The following is a 15,052-nucleotide window of genomic DNA, read 5'->3' as shown; positions in this document are numbered from 1 at the left end:
AAAAAATAAGGGATCGGATGGAAAAAGGTCCAGAAAAAGAGCGATAAAACTCCCGAAAACCGAAAGAAATCCGGCTTCGGGAGAGATCCGGGCCGGGATCGGTCACGCAAGCCGTGATCCGCCCCGACGATCATAGAAAAATCCGTAGAGACAGGGCATCACCAGCAGGGCCGTCACGGTGGAGAAGAGGAGCCCGAAGACGATCGTTCCCGCCATGGGCCCCCAGAGGGGAGACTCCCCAAAGAGCCCCAGGGCGGTGGGCAGGAGTCCCCCTATGGTGGTGAGCGATGTCAGCAGAATTGCCCGAAACCGTGTCCGGGCCGCTCCGGCCACGGCATCGGCCACGGAATCGCCTTGACTGCGCCGCTCGTTGATAAAACTCAGGAGAACGATGCTGTCGTTTACGGCGATTCCTGCCAGGGCAGCTCCCGCATAGATCACTGTCGAAGAGAGAGGAACAGCCGAGATAAGCAAAAAGACGATCACCCCCACAAACGCAAAGGGTACGGAGAAGAGAATCAGAAAGGGTTGCGTATAGGAGCGGAACTGTGTGCCCAGGATTGCGTAAATGAGAAAGATCCCCACCAGAAAGACCCGCAGGATATCCAGAAAGATAGTAAGAATCTCGGCAAAACGCCCCTCCAGGGTCAGGGAAAGGCCGGGAAAGCCCGGAGAAATCTCCTCCTGCCAGAGCCGGTCAAGATCACGGTTGATCTCTCCCAGGCGGTCGGTAGTTCGCGCTTCGGCCGTGACCGTTACTTCCCTGGTGCCGTCAACACGGCGGATCAGGGAGATTCCCTGGTCTACCCGGGCTGAGGCAACGCTGGAAAAGGGGATCATCCGTTCCCGGGGGCCGGCTATCTGGACCTGCAGGGCCTCTTCCAGGGTGATATCTTCGGGCAGGTTATAGCGAACCCGGAGATCGGTCTCGCGGTTGCCCAGAAAGACCGAGCCGGCCGGGACGCCCTCCAGAACGCCCCGGAGAAAATCTCCCGTTGCCTGAATGCTCAAGCCGTAGCGGGCTGCCGCCTGGTGATCGACGGTGATGCGAACCTCCGGTGTTCCCCGGTCAAAGTTGTCGGTGATGTTATAGAGCTCGGGGTATTGTTCCAGGTGGAGGCGAAACTGCTCGGCTACCTGGCGAAGAGCCTGGAGATCGTCGCCGAAGAGCCGGAACGAAACGGGCGGGTCCCGGGGCGGGCCGCTGGGTTGCTCCCGGAAGACCACAACTTCGGGGCCGGCGATATGGGCTGTTTCCTCTTGCAGATCCTCCATGACTGTCTGAAGAGAGGCGGTTCTTCCCGCCTGGGGAGTGCGGAGCTCCACCGAGATCTGGGCCAGGTTGCTCCGGCGCTCTCCCGAGCGTCCTCCGCCGGAGAAGCCGACTGAAGAGCTCACGGCCCGGATATCATCGGTGCGGGAGGAGTCAAGCAGCCGATTCTCGAAGAGCTCTGTGGTGCGGGAGGTCCGTTCCAGGGAGCTGCCCGGGGGCATCTCGATCTCGATATAAAAAAGAGAGACCTCCTCCGAGGCAAAGAGATCCAGGGGAACGCGTCCCGCCTGGGAAAAGACTGCTACCATGGCCAGGAAGATCACCGTCAGGGTGATGCCTCGTCTGCGGTAGAGTCTGCGCAGGAGCACCTCGAACCGGTCCTGCAGCGCCGTAATGAGTCTGCGGCGGGGAGCTTTCTCCCTGCCGGGCCAGTCGGCGTAGTGCGAGGGGAGAATGACCGACGCTTCCAGCGCCGAGGCGACCAGGGCGATGGAGACGGTAATGGGGACAACTCGCAAAAATCGCCCCACCACTCCTGGCAGAAAGGCCAGAGGCAAAAAGGCAGCTACCGTGGTGGCCGTGGCCGCAAGAACGGGCAGAATCACCTGATTCGTCCCCGCCACGGCGGCATCGCGCCGGGAGAGGCCCTGTTGCTGGAGGCGGTAACTGTTTTCCACATTGACGATAGCGTGGTCAACAATCAGCCCCAGGACCAGGACCAGCCCGAAGAGGGTGTTGCTGTTCAGGGTCTCGCCCAGAGAATCCAGGACCAGGAAGGTCATGGCCAGGGTGAGGGGGATGCCCAGGGCGGTCATGAGGGCGTTGCGCAGCCCCAGGAAGGCGTAGAGCACCAGGACCACCAGAACAAGCCCCAGAAGCGCGTTGGAGAGAAGCGTGTCCAGGCTGTTGTTGATCGGCACGGACTGGTCGCTGAAATAGTCCAGGGTGATATCAGCGGGCAGAGCGTCTTCCAGAGATGCAACCCTCCGGTGGATCGCGTCGATAATCCCGATGGAGCTTGCCCGGGGCAGTTTGGTTACCCGCAGGCTTACGGCGGGTTTTCCGTTGAACCGGGCCATGGTCCCTTCCCGGCGGTATTCCTCGCTCACCCTTCCCAGGCTGGAAAGCTGAAGGCTGTGGCTTCCCGTTCCCTCAGGACCGCGCACCACGGTATCCTCCAGTTCCCGGACAGAACGAACTGCCCCCACGGTGCGCAAGAGGTATTCCCGATCTCCCGTGGTGAGAACTCCGCCCGGTACGGTGGCGTTCCGTTGTTGCAGGGCCTGTACCACCTCAAAGAGCGAGACCTGATACGCCTCAAGAAGGTCCTGATCCAGGCGAACCGTGATCTCCCGGTCCCTGACTCCCACCAGTTCGATCCGGGAGACGCCACGGATGCTTCTCAGACGGTCCCGGAAGGCCTCTGCCGTCTCAACCAGTTCTCCGTAGGGCGCTTCTCCCGAGAGGACCAGCTCAATAACGGGCAGGAAATCGTTGGAGGAGAACTCCTGAATCGTCTCCTGCTGGACCCCTGCGGGCAGGGAGACCCGGTTGAAACGGTTCTGAACTTCCTGAAAGAGCCGGTCAAACTCCCGGCGAGACACGGCCTGGTCAAACTCCAGGGTCACCGAGCTGAAGCCCTCCCGTGTCCGGGATCGGATGCGGTCCAGCCTGTCCAGGTTTGCCATCTCGTCTTCCAGGGGGATTGTGACGGACCGTTCCACGTCTTCGGCTGCCACGCCGGGGTAGGGGACGCCGATGGTAATGAAATAGAAGGGGACCTCGGCAAACTGCTCCCGGGGGAGTCGCTGATAGCTGAAAAGTCCCAGAACAAGGATGACCACGGTGAGAATGTTCACAAGGACCGGGTTCGACACTGATCGTCCGGCGATGCTCACGGGGTACCCTCCTGGAGCGCCGCGATAACCCGGTCATCATGCCGAAGAGCCGAGAGGGCGCTCACCACCACCAGATCGCCCGGGGCTATCGCTCCGGCCAGGGCGGCTCGGTTGGCAAGGGTGGCCACCACCTCTACTTCCTGCAATACCGCCCGGTCTTCCCGGTCCAGACTGTTATCTTTCAGGAGAAAGAGGAATGTGGCGTCTCCCCTGCGGATGATTGCCTCCGTGGGGACCACCAGGTGATCGGGTGCTGCCTGGGGAACCAGACGTACCTGGACAGACATTCCCGCCCGGGTGCGCAGGGGACAGGGGTTCTCCCACTCCACACGAAGGGGAAAGGATCCTGTTCGGGGGTCCGCAGCGGCCCCCACGGCAGAGACCCGGGCGTCTCTCCACAGATCGGAGCAGGCCGGGACACGGACCTGGGCCTCGGAGCCTACCCGGACGTGGGCGATTTCCCGTTCTCCCAGACCAATCTCGGTGCGTAGCCGGCTGGTATCGACGATGCGTGCCGCCTGAACACCCCGGCCCAGGTAGGTTCCCTCTTCCAGATCTATGGGCCTGGCGGCGATCCTGCCCGAGATGGGGGCCCGGACCTGGCGATCGTTGTACCGCTTTTCTGCTGCTGTGAGGCGTGCCTCGGCTCCGCTCAGGGCGGCCCGGCGGCGGGCTGCCTCGGCCCGGGAGACGGTGCCCCGATCCTGGAGCGATTCTGCAGCAGCCAGTTCAATTCTGGCCAGGTCCAGATCTGCCCGGGCCTGGAGGACCTCGGCTGTCTCGCGCTCGCTGTCAAAGGAGAGAAGGATCTGGCCCTGGCGCACCTGGTCTCCCAGGTCAAAGAAGACCCGCTGCAGGGGGCCTTCTGTTTCGGTTACCACCGAGGCTTCCCTGATTCCCGAGACCATGCCGGAGCCCCGTATGGTTCGGACCAGGGGGGCCTCTTCCACGGCCACGACCAGCACGGGCCGGGGTTCCTGTTCCGGGGGTTGCTCCGGATCTGGGGCGGAGCCTCGCGGGGGGCCGGGCCGGCAGGATGCCAGGGAGAGGGTTGCCATGGCCAGGCCCAGATAGAGGGCCAGGGTCAGGAGGAGGGGGCGAAGGGGATGGTGGTGTGTCGGCATGATCGACCTCCCTGATGATGCTCCGCGTTTTTTATCCTGTGCCCTCAAGTATACTCATCGAGGCCGAAAAAGGTCGAGGAATAGTGCTGATCGGGGAGCGTTTTGCCGGGAGATGGGTCATGTGGCGGGAGCTTGAGTCAGGAAACGTCAGGTTCCGGGAACATTCGAGAGGGTGAAGACGATGCGTACCTGGAGATCCATCTCCGAGGGCGTATCATCGATGGTTCCCGGGTGAAAGTGCGCTGACTCAACTGCCTTCAGGGCAGCTCGGGTAAGGCTCCGGCTTGGACCGGGTTGGACAATTTCTGCCTGCAGGGGGATTCCCCGGGTAGAGATTACCACCCGAATGATGACTTCTCCTTCAATTCCGCGACGCCGGTCTGCCAGGGGATAGGAGGGAACAATTGGCTCGACCGGGCGGGGTTCGTGGACGCGCAGGGTAGCAGGCCCTCTTTCATGCGAAGGCTTGACTGAAAGGGGAGCTGACCCGGCTGGGGACGGTGTGCTCGGGGAGTCCCTGAAGTCCCGGGCGGTGGCGTTCCGGCTTTCCGGAATCAAATCGGAAGGTTGCGGAGGTGGTGATGGTTCCGGGATGGTTTCCGGCAGGGCTAAGGATGATTGATGCTCTGTTTGAGGTGTCTCCTCCTCTTGCTGTGGCGGCTGCGGTTTTGCAGGGAGAGATTCCTCGGAAGGTTGCACCTCAGGATCAGACCGTGGCTGTGGTGATTCGGAGGATTGGCCTGGTTCGGATATCGCTTGAGGAACGTCACGGAAGCTGACTGTTACCGTTGTGGGAGAGGCCGGGTCGGAGGGGGGAACAGAAACGCCGGGGATCAGGGGCGCCCCGGCGAAAACGAGAAAATGGAGAGCCAGAGAGAGTCCCAAAGCCGCCGTGAGGCGACGGCTCTGGGGAGAACCCGGTCGTTTCGGGGTCTGCATCGCTTCTCGCTCTCCTCGTTTCTTCTTTCCCTGCCGGTCTGCCCGTCAGTACCGGTAGGACGCAGCAAGGCGGAAGGTCCGCCCCGGGGCGGGGTAGTAAGCGTCCCAGTTCACGAAGGGCGCGTAGGTCTCGTCGAAGATGTTTTTCACCTCGGCGCTCACCGCCAGATCTCCCGGGAGTCCCCGGGGCCGCAGCCGCAGAAAGACATCTGTCAGGAGGTACTCATCAACCCGGTCCTCGCTGTTGGCATCATCCCCTCCCTGGTAGGACCTGCTGCGGAAGGTGAGGGCCGGACCGAACTCCAGGCCCAGCTCGGGGAGGAGCCGCACCGCCAGTTGGGCGTCCAGGCTGTGGTTGGGAACCAGAGGAACCTCCTTGTCCTTGTTGTCTCCCCCAGCAAAGGTGGCCATAATGTAGCTGTAGCCTGCGGAGATGCGGAGTTGTTCCAGGGGTTCGCTCTGTATCTGCAGGTCTCCCCCGAGCCGGCGGGTCTTGTCGAGGTTTCTGTTTTCGCCTTCCCACGTAACAGGATCAATAGTAAACCAGGCGATCTCGTCTTCCATCTCCATCCAGTAGAGGCTCGCGTTCAGCCGCAGGAGCGCCCCCAGATAGAGCCCCCCTCCGGCTTCCAGAGTGAATCCCTGCTCCGGGTCCAGATTGCTCATGAACTGGTCACCAAAGCCTTGCACCGAGGCCTGTTCGTCCAGGGCCGGATAGCGGAAGAGCGTTCCCCCCGAGACAAAAACCTTGGCGTATTCCAGGGGACGGTAGACTGCGTTCAGGGCAAAGACCAGGGCCTGATGGGTGGTGTCGCTATCGATTCCCTCGTCGTCCTTTTCGGCCCCGATGGTGCTGCGGTCGTAGCGCAGGGTTCCCCCCAGATCGAGTTGCTCCGTCACGTAGGCCGTGGTGGAGGCCACTGTTCCCAGGGTCCACTGGGAGAGATCGGCCCGGTAATTCTTTGTGTTGCGGCTTGAGGTCTCCCAGGCGGTGATCTCCTGGCGGGCCCAGGACCAGTCCAGCCCCAGGCGGGTCCGCAGGGGCACCGCTCCCAGATCCCAGTCCAGAATGAGGGCCGGTGAGGCCGTGAAGGTATGAAGATCCCTGTCGGTGTACTCGTTAGGGGGCCAGAAACTTTCCATATCGGTCTCTACCAGCTTTGCCGCGTAGCCCAGAGCGATCTCGGCCCGGGCAAGCGGGGTGGGGTACCAGACCAGATCCAGGTCCAGGCCAAAGTGATGTTCGTTGGCTTCGTCATCAGTGTTGGTGGCATCGCTTGGGTCATCCTTGTACTGTGCTCTGGTGAGCCCTCCCGGCATCTCGTAAAAGATATTGCTGTAGCGACCGCTTAAGCCCACTTCCAGGGTATCGGAGAGATCAAAAAGAGCACCCATGGAGAAGTTGAGAGCCCGGTAGGCCGAACGGTCCCGGTGGCCATCGGTGGAAAAATGCTCGACCGAGGCGCGCAAACGGGACCGCTCCCGGGCCAGGGAGAGGTTCAGCCGTTCCTGGTTTTCCATGTTGCTTCCCAGTGCGAGAGACCCCGTCAGTTCCAGGGGGACCTCTGGCGAGGGAGTTCTGGTGATAATGTTGATCACGCCGCCCAGGGCGTGGTTGCCGTAGAGCGCGCTGGCGCCTCCGCGGAGTATTTCGACCCGTTCTATGGAATCCAGGGGAATCCCCAGCCAGTTAATTCCCGACATATCGGGGTTATTCTGGCGGCGTCCGTCCACCAGAACCAGAACACGCATGCCAGACCCCTCGCCAAAGCCTCTCATGTCTACTGTGGCCTGGGGGGCATTGGAGTAGCTCCGGAAGGAGACCCCCGCCTGGCGGTCCAGCAGTTCCGGCAGGTTTGTTGCGCCGGAGCTGCGGATCTCCTCTTCCGTTACAACGGTGACGTTTGCGGCGGTAGAGACTATTTCGGTGAGTATCCGGTCTGCTGTGACAACCACCTCAAGGGTGGCAGGTTTCTGCTTTTCCTCCCGGTCCTTCTCCTGATTTTGCGCGTAGAGAAGTACCCCTGGCGCTGCCAGGAGCACCAATCCCACGAGATATCGTTTCATGGCTTTGTTCGTTCCTTTTCGTTTTTTGCTGTGTGGTGTTTGTTCCCGTTGTGGACGGGTCCCTCTCCGTGGTTTCTGTAGTGGCAGTATCATGGCTAATGCTACCTGCGTACCTCCCCTCCGGCACAGGGCGAGGGTACACACCAATCATGAGGGTCTGTGTAGAGTTGTCGCGTCACGCCTTCCTCCGAGGCCGTACGGTGTTTCGCGATTGGGCAGGTCTCCTGACTTACGGGTCTTTGTCGGTTGGCGCCTTCCCTTGCGGTGGCCTGTGCCAACGTTCTCACCGAACACAGTAGCGGGGACTGTCCCGGATTCTCACCGGGTTCCCTGACCTCGTATCGCGTATACGGATCTTGTCTGACGATACCACGGGCGGAGCGGGCCGTCAATTCAACCTGGATTTTCGATTCGCGCGGCTCTTGTTCCCGAAACTCAGGACCGCCAGGTTCGCTGGCGGGAACGGGCGGTGGTTGTCTTCAGCTGCACCACCACCCCGGCAACACCCAGGGCCACCCAGCATCCCAAAAGCACATAGAGCAGACCCTGGTCGATCCGGAGGAGCGCACCCATATCAGCAGGATTTACCCGACCCGTGACAAAATAGGCCGTGCCAATGACAACGCTCCAGGAACCGGCAAAACTGGTGGAGAGAATGATCATGATCCGCTGCAATACCACGGCAGCGATCCCTGTGGCAGCAGCCAGGACAAGGAGAACCACCGGTTCCGGTGCAAACCCTCCCAGGGCAGAGAAGGAAACCCCCAGGACGGCTCCCAGAAGGGCCCCGATAAAAAAGACCCCCAAGACATAGAGCCCCAGCATGACCGCTGCTCCGGCAACACCACCCACCGCACCGGCCAGGAGGGCTGTCGTTTCTACCTCGGTTATGGCGAAGGTGATGGATCCGGCTACCAGCCCTCCTGCAAGAAACCCCGTAACGGCCAGGACAACTTTGAAGATCCGGTATCCCAGAAAACACTGCACCGCCCCAATCAGGATACTTGCCCCCACCAGGGCGCTCATCATTTCCTGTGACACATTCATGGGCTCCTCCTCAGGGGTACCAGTCTAGGTCAGCTTTTCCCGTCCTGCAAGGATGAGAGGAAAAATCTCCCGCCGGGATCAGCGCCCGGTTCTGGCTGAACAAAGGGGGCCGCATAAAGTGCCCGCATTCAAGCGGTCAACGCGCCATGTCGACATTGAACCGGCGATCCATTACTCTGCACGTATGCTGCGGGCACGGGACTCACACAGGGACTCTCACAATACACAAGCAATGCACCAGAAGATTCGGGATGCCGTTACTGCCGAACTTGCTACAGATCAACGCATCCTCGCAATTTATCTTTTGGGTAGCGCGGCCTCGGGGCGCTTGCGGGCCGACAGTGATATCGACATAGCAATAATGACGCAGCCAGGTATACACATCTCCGAGCTGGATAGGGCTCAGATTGCCGCAGCATTATCTTACCGTCTTGGGCGCCAGGTCGATCTTGGAATGCTGTCATCCAGAAACCTTGTCTATGCTAACGAGGTGTTGCACACCGGCATCCAGCTCTACTCGAGAGACCCCGGAGCGGCGGCGTTATATGCCGCAAATCTCTTGGGCTTGTACCTGGAGTTCAACGAGGGACGACAGGAGATTCTGAATGCCTACACCATCTGAGGCCCCCGACAACGTTCTCATCAACAAAGCCGCAATTATTGAACGGGCTCTCAAGCGTATGCGGGTGGATATCTCTGATTGATGACCCCTGCCGCACTTCCGTGAGGGTCTTGAGCTTTTCCCGTCCTGCAAGGATGAGAGGAAAAATCTCCCGCCGGGATCAGCGCCCGGTTCTGGCTGAACAAAGGGGGCCTCTCTCCCAGGCGGGAAAGGCCAGGGCAACCGAAGGCAGCACCGTCAGCCCCAGGGTCAGGGCCGTTCCCGTGAGGATGGCGCCAAAGGGAATCCCCTGATCCAGAAGAAGCCCGAAGACCATGGGCCCCAGCGCTGTTCCTCCCACCAGAAAGGAGGTATAGACGCTGCGGATGGCTCCCAGGTTTGCCGTTCCGTGAACCTCGGCCATGACAGCGGCCTTTATCGGGCTGTGGAGTCCCAGAGAGATGCCGGCGCAGCACAGAAAGACCACGGCAACCCACCGGTCCGGCGAAACAGCCAGGACCAGGAGCCCCAGAATCATGGGCAGAAAGTGAACTGCGTAGAGCCTGCGGGCCGAGAAGCGATCCACCAGAATCCCTCCCAGGAGCCCGAAGGCGAAGCGTGCCGCAGCGTAGCCGGCAAAGACAGCGCTGTACCAGGCTACTGGCCAGCCTCTGCTTTCGGCAAGGACCAGCTGGTAAAAGAAGACTGCTGTATTGGAGAAGCTCAGAAAGATGGCCGAAGGGGCAATGCGCCTGAAGTTCGGATCCTTCAGGATTTCCCGCCGGGAGATGCCAAGGAGAGAGGTTGAGGCGGTTTCTCCTTTGGCCTGATCGAAATCATCAAGCGGGAAGAGATAGAGTGCGGGGACCAGTACGCCCAGAAGCACCGCAGCGTTCACCGCCAGGCTTACGCGCCATCCCACCAGGGGAATCAGCAGGGCCACCACCAGGGGGAACACCATCTCTCCAGCGGGAAACCCCAACGAGGCCAGGCTCAGGGCTTTTCCCCGGTCTTCCTGGAAGAACCGGCCCAGAGTGGTCTGGCTGATGTGACTCATGAGCCCCTGGCCGCCGAAACGGAGTCCCAGAAGTGCAAAGGGCAGGATCAGGGCATGGCGGGTGAGTCCCAAAAGAATTGAGGCGGCTCCCAGAATGGCGATGGTCTTGAGGACATACCCTGGCAGGGGCCGGCGGTCTATGAGTCCTCCGAACTGAATCAGCAGGAGTGCCGATCCGATAGTTGCGATGGCGTACATGCCGCCGAAGGCACTGTTGGAGATGCCCAGATCGGCCAGGATATGGGGCACGTAGAGGGAAATGAGAAAAGTCTGGCCCAGACTCGAAAAAAAGGTAAGGGCAAAGCCAAACCCCACGTGGGCGGGATACGCCCGGAGAAAGAGATAGTATTTGAACATAACGGAGCGGTCAGTTTATCTGAAGAAGATCATCACCACAAGCGGCTCTGACCGGGGGCTGCCCTGGACGTTTTTTGACAGCTCCTTTGTTGCAGGTTTTTCTGGAGGATCCTATAATTTAGATTCAATGAAAGAGAAAATAGTATTGCCGGTGAGTCCGTGCTAGGCGCAGTCCCTTCCTTTGTGGAGGATTGCCTCCTGGCGGCGTCTCCGGGAGAGCTGCTGGGGCGTTTTGCGGGGTTCATCAAGAGCTTTGGCTTTGATCAGTTCATGATCGGTGATGTTTCCTGCCGCGAACCGCACCAGATGCGGGAGACGGCCCTCCAAAACATCAGTAATTATCCCTCGGACTGGCTGGACCGATACGTAGCGGCAGAGCACTATGACCACGATCCTGTCTGTGCCATGGCCCGGATCGATGACCGGCCCTTCACCTGGAAGGAGGCTGCCCAGCGGTTTCCTGCAAAGCGGTCACAGTTGGTCATGGAAGAGGCCCGGGAGTTTTCCATCGTTGGCGGAGCTGGTTTCTCGATCTATCGACCCCGTGGAATAATTATTGGCTTTGGCCTGGCTTCTTCCGCGGGGGACATGAGGACCGATAGGGCTGCCCTGGCGATCCTCAAGACTGGAGCTGTTCATTTTCAGACAGCCTACTCACTTCTGGAGGAATCCGCCCGTAGCGACGGTGAAGAAACCCAGGGCAGGGAACGCGAGCGTTCACCGCGTGATCTCCCGCTTCTCACGGCGCGCGAGCGGGAGGTGCTTCTGTGGCTCTCCTGGGGAAAGTCAAAGAACGAGGTGGCAGATCTTCTGACGGTGAGCGAATCCTGTATCAAGCGCCATTGTGAGAACATTTTTAAAAAATTGGGAACCGCTTCCGTGGTGGAGAGCGTAGCCCGGGCGGTCCATCTGGGGGTGGTGAACCCCTTCTAGTTGTTGTGCGCCGATGTTGCCTTTATTGGCCGATCGGCCAATTGTGGCGCGGTCTCAGTGGCAGTAGCATTTCCGGGAGATACTACTGTCAAACACCCGGGAGGAGCCCGGGTCATGAGGAGGCGCGTATGAGTACAAGAAAGGGAGTGCGGGGGCGTTTACTGGTTGCCTTGATTTTTCTTGCGGGGGCTTTGGTTCTGAGCAGCTGCGAAACTCTCTCGGAGATGTTCCAGCCCACGGAGATAGAGCGGGTTGAGTACGTTCCCACGGCAAAGCCCGAGTGGGAAGGCCAGACCATATACATTGACTTTGAGGTGGCCAGCGGCATTTGGCGTTACAATTACGCCTCGGGTCTGTCCCAAAGCATTCGGGACCAGCTCATCGAAGATGTTGTTTCCGACGGTATTTTCAACGTTCAGGATCGCCGTACCGGTGCTGACTACATGTTCAAGACCGAGGTGCGGATTGCCAACCCGGTGATTCAGGTCTCTGATAACGATGTGATTCGCAGCATCTCGGCAACTTTCCGTGTTCGAACCTACGATCGGGACGATAACCTGGTCACGGCAAAGACCCGGGAGGTCCGCTACGATGCGCCTTCCTTCACCGTTACGGTGAACGATTCCCAGCAGAAGTTGGTGGAAAACTACGCCTACAACGCTGCCCAGGAGATTCGCCAGATTGTGTACGAAAGTTTCGAGTGATATCACCGTGACACCTGAACTCTGATCCTGACAGGTGGTCAGGTGATCACCTCAAGGCGGGCCGGTTCAGCGGAACCGGCCTGTTTTATTTTGGGCCGCCCCGCAGGCGTGCCTGCTGGTGTTTTTGCATTCCGCGGGTGTTCTATCGTAGAATTGAGCAGGGGGATGTTTATGTGCGCAGATATGTATAACGCAGATATGTATAAAAGGTGGTGGAAGCCTGCAAATCTTTTCCTGGTATTCTTTTTCTTTTCAACTCTGGCCGGGGCCACGGCGGATACGGAGTTTCAGTTCACCATTGCACCACCACCCGTGGGCTATCCCGTCTTTGACCAGGGCCAGACCACCCACTCTTTGCGTGGAACCTATATAAACATCAGCACCGACGAAGATTGGAGCTTCGATGGCCTTTTGGGGAGCTATTCCAAACAGGAATCGCCCTCGTCGGATCTCTCCTTTCAGCAAACCTTCACAGGGGGTATCCTCCGGGGAGACCTTCCCGGTGCAGATCTCACCGGGCTTCCTCTGCTCTACGATTTTACACCGATCCTGCGTCCCTACCACCAGGATAATCTGGATCTGCTGGTTTTTGGGGTCCTGGGAGGGCACGCCACGTTTTTTGTTCTGGATATGGACGATTCCGATATGACCATGCAGATGCTCAACTATCTTCTTGTGCCGGGAGGTGGTGTCCAGGCAAACATTCTACTCTCTGATTTCATACTGAGTCCCTTTGGCGTGTATCGCTATTCCTTCGGTGGATATATCACTGAGTATTCCGGTGACGACAGTCCCGACGGGGACTCCGGATCTATCGACGGGTACGGGTCGGTTATTTTTGGATTTGATCTTCTCTACAGGCCGCTTAATCTTTCGCTCAGTTCCATTGTGCAACACGAAAAGGATGTGACGGTTTTTACCATATCCCTGGGGTACTCCTTTACCAGATCCCGCTAGGCGCCACGGGAACCGTGTGGGGTTCAGAATGTCTCGGTGGTGCCATATATGAGTTGTATGGTATGGTTATGCCCGAAATAGTTTGAAAGATCGCTAACATGGCTATAACTTAAGGATGCTACTGTTGATGTAGTCTGCGATCTGTGGCCTGAGGATGGATCTAAAACCTGACGATAAGGACGGAATATGAGTTTAAAACCACGAGTGTTGGCGATCTGCATACATAACAGCGCCCGAAGCCAAATGACAGAAGAGTTCATCCGTCAAGCCGCCGGAGATTCTCTTGAGGTCGTGAGTGCCGGAATCGAACCGGGGACGCTGAACCCGGTGGTGGTGGAGCTGCTGAAAGAAGACGGGATCGATATAACCGGCAAGAGTACCCGCAGCGTCTTCGATCTGCATACAGCCGGGGAGCGTTTTGACTATGTGATAGCCGTGTGCGACAAGGAAGCGGCTGAGCGTTGTCCGATCTTTCCGGCTGAAAAGGAGCGGCTCCACTGGCCCTTTCCGGATCCGTCGAAGGCGACCGGAACCATGGAAGAGAAGCTTGCCTTCGTGCGGCCGATCCGGGACCAGATTCGGGCGAAGAGCAAGGACTTCGTGGAACGGGTCCTGGGTTGAGGCGGGGAGGCTGCCTGGCGGGCGGCGATCCCGCCGGTTGCCCGGCAGAATCCGCTTTCCTCGCAGCCTCTCAGCACGTCCTTGCCGGTGCTGCAGTGGCGGCATAATCAAACCCTACGATCTCGCTGATCGTCCGGTTTGCCAGACCCAGTGTTGTCACAGCTTCGTTCCGGGTGCTCAGCAGGTTTGCGGTGATCTTGTGGGTGTTTACCTGGTTCTGGATCGCGCGCAGTTCGGTGATGTTCTCCTGTGTCAGAGTGCCCTCCATCTGTTTCTGCTGAAGTTCGTGCGCCAGGGCGCTGTACTGTTCGCGCAAACCCTGAAGTTCCTCGCTGCTTTCAAAGAGGCGGTTGGCTTCCTGGAAGGTATGTACCGGTGGAGCCTTTTCAAGCGCCGCGATGAACGTGTCGGTAGCTTGCTTTAGTGCGTTGGTCATGGCAGGGTCCTTTCGTTGGTGTGGCAGTGCTGGACCTGAGGGTCAGCAACATCCGCCGGCAGGTTTGGTGAGGGTTGCAAAATCAAAGCCCAATCGTTCTGTCATATATGTATTGGTTTCCTTCAGGAGGTGCACCAGATTCTCCTGGGAGGCGAAAAAACGCGAGAGTACCGCGTTGGAGGTTACCTGGCTCCGGAGATCTTCCAGGGTTTGGGCATCGTCGGCGGTTCCGCCCCAGGCGGTCGTGCGTTGAGTCTGCTCTTGCGCCATTTGAAATGTTCGCAATAGATCCCGGGCTTCCGCATCCTGCTGATACGCCTCGGAGGCCGCTTCGTATTCCCTGTATTCCGGTGTTTCCGACAATCCGGCGGCAAAGGCCTGCGCTGCTGTTGCTATATCCTGATTTATTGTCGTGTCTGTCGTCATCTCGTGCTCCTGGTTGTTTTTGGTCCGTATCCGGCCGTATCCGTATCCGTTATTGCCGGGATCGTGCATTTCAGCCTTCCAGTGCTTCCCGTATGGTTCGTTCCCGGAGCTTTCCGCCGGCCTGAATTATCCGGTTATTGACCATGATGATCGGTGGCTTCTGTCCTGATTGAATCAGTTGGGCCACCTCGGGGTGGGCAAAGAATTCCGGGCTAAAGAGGTAGATCGTTTCGAATCGGACCTTGATGCCGGTTCGTCTTCGTAGCCGTTCCTCGATCCCCCGGGCTGCCTTCTCCCAGGTGTTGTCTCCGGCGCACTCGCCGGTAGGTGGCACAAAGATCCGCACCACCTGTTCAGCATTCATCGCTGTGCTCCCTTGATTCAGCAGCACCCGGAGCCCCTGCCGGGGCCACAGAGGCCACCGCCGAAACTTCCGCCGGGGCTGGAGGTGCCTGCGCCCGAGAGTATTCCCACTCCGCCAAAGAGTTGCGACGTCTGTTTTGATCCGCACTCCGGGCAGGCCGGCTCCAGGCCGGCCGCCTTCTCGGCGATGGAGGCGGTGACATCGAAGGTGTTCCCGCACTTTTCGCATTGGTACTCGTAGGTCACCGG

16 protein-coding genes and 1 riboswitch are annotated in these 15,052 nt (G+C 59.2%); of the genes, 6 read left to right on the top strand and 10 right to left on the bottom strand.

What is annotated here, in order from left to right:
* Positions 1 to 102: 102 nt before the first annotated feature.
* The 3 genes from BW950_RS07515 to BW950_RS15470 form a co-directional block, all read right to left on the bottom strand.
* Positions 103 to 3,171, bottom strand: coding sequence for an efflux RND transporter permease subunit (locus BW950_RS07515; protein WP_076488673.1), 3,069 nt, complete (start codon positions 3,169 to 3,171; stop codon positions 103 to 105).
* Complete coding sequence (locus tag BW950_RS07510; protein ID WP_076488672.1) at positions 3,168 to 4,295, bottom strand: efflux RND transporter periplasmic adaptor subunit; 1,128 nt, start codon at positions 4,293 to 4,295, stop codon at positions 3,168 to 3,170. The genes BW950_RS07515 and BW950_RS07510 overlap by 4 nt, the downstream gene beginning before the upstream one ends.
* 147 nt (positions 4,296 to 4,442) lie before the next feature.
* Positions 4,443 to 4,853: an energy transducer TonB gene (locus BW950_RS15470; RefSeq protein WP_076488671.1), complete on the bottom strand. Its 411-nt coding sequence runs from the start codon at positions 4,851 to 4,853 to the stop codon at positions 4,443 to 4,445.
* Positions 4,854 to 4,909: 56 nt separating this feature from the next.
* Between BW950_RS15470 and BW950_RS15350 the strand changes: the two genes are divergently transcribed.
* The gene (locus tag BW950_RS15350; protein ID WP_234969053.1) at positions 4,910 to 5,074 is read left to right on the top strand and encodes a hypothetical protein; all 165 of its coding nucleotides are present in this window, start codon (positions 4,910 to 4,912) and stop codon (positions 5,072 to 5,074) included.
* A 205-nt stretch (positions 5,075 to 5,279) separates the two neighbouring features.
* Here the strand turns inward: BW950_RS15350 and BW950_RS15465 are convergent, their stop codons facing one another.
* Entirely contained in the window at positions 5,280 to 7,301 is a 2,022-nt protein-coding gene (locus BW950_RS15465; protein WP_076488669.1) for a TonB-dependent receptor, read from the bottom strand.
* A gap of 197 nt (positions 7,302 to 7,498) precedes the next feature.
* A riboswitch (cobalamin riboswitch) is annotated at positions 7,499 to 7,655 on the bottom strand.
* An 81-nt stretch (positions 7,656 to 7,736) separates the two neighbouring features.
* Positions 7,737 to 8,348, bottom strand: a complete 612-nt coding sequence (locus BW950_RS07490) for a TM7S3/TM198-like domain-containing protein (RefSeq protein WP_076488668.1) — start codon at positions 8,346 to 8,348, stop codon at positions 7,737 to 7,739.
* Positions 8,349 to 8,580: 232 nt separating this feature from the next.
* Between BW950_RS07490 and mntA the strand changes: the two genes are divergently transcribed.
* Positions 8,581 to 8,970 carry a type VII toxin-antitoxin system MntA family adenylyltransferase antitoxin gene (mntA, locus tag BW950_RS07485; protein ID WP_083943831.1) on the top strand — a complete coding sequence of 130 codons (390 nt, stop codon included), beginning with the start codon at positions 8,581 to 8,583 and terminating at the stop codon, positions 8,968 to 8,970.
* A gap of 160 nt (positions 8,971 to 9,130) precedes the next feature.
* Here the strand turns inward: mntA and BW950_RS07480 are convergent, their stop codons facing one another.
* Positions 9,131 to 10,363: an MFS transporter gene (locus BW950_RS07480; RefSeq protein ID WP_076488667.1), complete on the bottom strand. Its 1,233-nt coding sequence runs from the start codon at positions 10,361 to 10,363 to the stop codon at positions 9,131 to 9,133.
* A gap of 159 nt (positions 10,364 to 10,522) precedes the next feature.
* Between BW950_RS07480 and BW950_RS07475 the strand changes: the two genes are divergently transcribed.
* The 4 genes from BW950_RS07475 (at position 10,523) to BW950_RS07460 (ending at position 13,578) form a co-directional block, all read left to right on the top strand.
* Positions 10,523 to 11,296 carry a LuxR family transcriptional regulator gene (locus BW950_RS07475; protein WP_083943830.1) on the top strand — a complete coding sequence of 258 codons (774 nt, stop codon included), beginning with the start codon at positions 10,523 to 10,525 and terminating at the stop codon, positions 11,294 to 11,296.
* 128 nt (positions 11,297 to 11,424) lie between these two features.
* Positions 11,425 to 12,000, top strand: a complete 576-nt coding sequence (locus BW950_RS07470) for a hypothetical protein (RefSeq protein WP_076488665.1) — start codon at positions 11,425 to 11,427, stop codon at positions 11,998 to 12,000.
* A 198-nt stretch (positions 12,001 to 12,198) separates the two neighbouring features.
* Positions 12,199 to 12,957, top strand: a complete 759-nt coding sequence (locus tag BW950_RS07465) for a hypothetical protein (RefSeq protein ID WP_143559166.1) — start codon at positions 12,199 to 12,201, stop codon at positions 12,955 to 12,957.
* 186 nt (positions 12,958 to 13,143) lie between these two features.
* Complete coding sequence (locus BW950_RS07460) at positions 13,144 to 13,578, top strand: arsenate reductase ArsC (protein WP_076488663.1); 435 nt, start codon at positions 13,144 to 13,146, stop codon at positions 13,576 to 13,578.
* Between the two features lie 70 nt (positions 13,579 to 13,648).
* Here BW950_RS07460 and BW950_RS07455 read toward each other — a convergent pair whose 3' ends face one another.
* From BW950_RS07455 to BW950_RS07440, 4 genes are all read right to left on the bottom strand, one after another.
* Complete coding sequence (locus BW950_RS07455; protein WP_076488662.1) at positions 13,649 to 14,014, bottom strand: YlbF/YmcA family competence regulator; 366 nt, start codon at positions 14,012 to 14,014, stop codon at positions 13,649 to 13,651.
* Positions 14,015 to 14,056: 42 nt separating this feature from the next.
* On the bottom strand, positions 14,057 to 14,440 hold the full coding sequence (locus tag BW950_RS07450; RefSeq protein WP_159438754.1) for a YlbF/YmcA family competence regulator: 384 nt from the start codon (positions 14,438 to 14,440) through the stop codon (positions 14,057 to 14,059).
* A 70-nt stretch (positions 14,441 to 14,510) separates the two neighbouring features.
* A complete protein-coding gene (locus tag BW950_RS07445; RefSeq protein ID WP_143559165.1) occupies positions 14,511 to 14,804 on the bottom strand; it encodes a hypothetical protein in 294 nt (97 codons plus the stop codon).
* A gap of 17 nt (positions 14,805 to 14,821) precedes the next feature.
* The gene (locus BW950_RS07440) at positions 14,822 to 15,049 is read right to left on the bottom strand and encodes an FmdB family zinc ribbon protein (protein WP_076488659.1); all 228 of its coding nucleotides are present in this window, start codon (positions 15,047 to 15,049) and stop codon (positions 14,822 to 14,824) included.
* Positions 15,050 to 15,052 lie beyond the last annotated feature (3 nt).

The sequence above is a fragment of the Alkalispirochaeta americana genome (assembly GCF_900156105.1).
Classification (GTDB): domain Bacteria; phylum Spirochaetota; class Spirochaetia; order DSM-27196; family Alkalispirochaetaceae; genus Alkalispirochaeta; species Alkalispirochaeta americana.
This window is presented reverse-complemented; position numbering and strand designations above follow the sequence as displayed.

Bases quoted from the DNA above. Each gene is read 5' to 3' on its own strand.
- BW950_RS07510 (WP_076488672.1), bottom strand. From the start codon at position 4,295: ATGCCGACACACCACCATCCCCTTCGCCCCCTCCTCCTGACCCTGGCC.
- BW950_RS15350 (WP_234969053.1), top strand. From the start codon at position 4,910: ATGATTGATGCTCTGTTTGAGGTGTCTCCTCCTCTTGCTGTGGCGGCT.
- BW950_RS15465 (WP_076488669.1), bottom strand. From the start codon at position 7,301: ATGAAACGATATCTCGTGGGATTGGTGCTCCTGGCAGCGCCAGGGGTA.
- BW950_RS07490 (WP_076488668.1), bottom strand. From the start codon at position 8,348: ATGAATGTGTCACAGGAAATGATGAGCGCCCTGGTGGGGGCAAGTATC.
- mntA (WP_083943831.1), top strand. From the start codon at position 8,581: ATGCACCAGAAGATTCGGGATGCCGTTACTGCCGAACTTGCTACAGAT.
- BW950_RS07480 (WP_076488667.1), bottom strand. From the start codon at position 10,363: ATGTTCAAATACTATCTCTTTCTCCGGGCGTATCCCGCCCACGTGGGG.
- BW950_RS07470 (WP_076488665.1), top strand. From the start codon at position 11,425: ATGAGTACAAGAAAGGGAGTGCGGGGGCGTTTACTGGTTGCCTTGATT.
- BW950_RS07465 (WP_143559166.1), top strand. From the start codon at position 12,199: ATGTATAAAAGGTGGTGGAAGCCTGCAAATCTTTTCCTGGTATTCTTT.
- BW950_RS07460 (WP_076488663.1), top strand. From the start codon at position 13,144: ATGAGTTTAAAACCACGAGTGTTGGCGATCTGCATACATAACAGCGCC.
- BW950_RS07455 (WP_076488662.1), bottom strand. From the start codon at position 14,014: ATGACCAACGCACTAAAGCAAGCTACCGACACGTTCATCGCGGCGCTT.
- BW950_RS07450 (WP_159438754.1), bottom strand. From the start codon at position 14,440: ATGACGACAGACACGACAATAAATCAGGATATAGCAACAGCAGCGCAG.
- BW950_RS07445 (WP_143559165.1), bottom strand. From the start codon at position 14,804: ATGAATGCTGAACAGGTGGTGCGGATCTTTGTGCCACCTACCGGCGAG.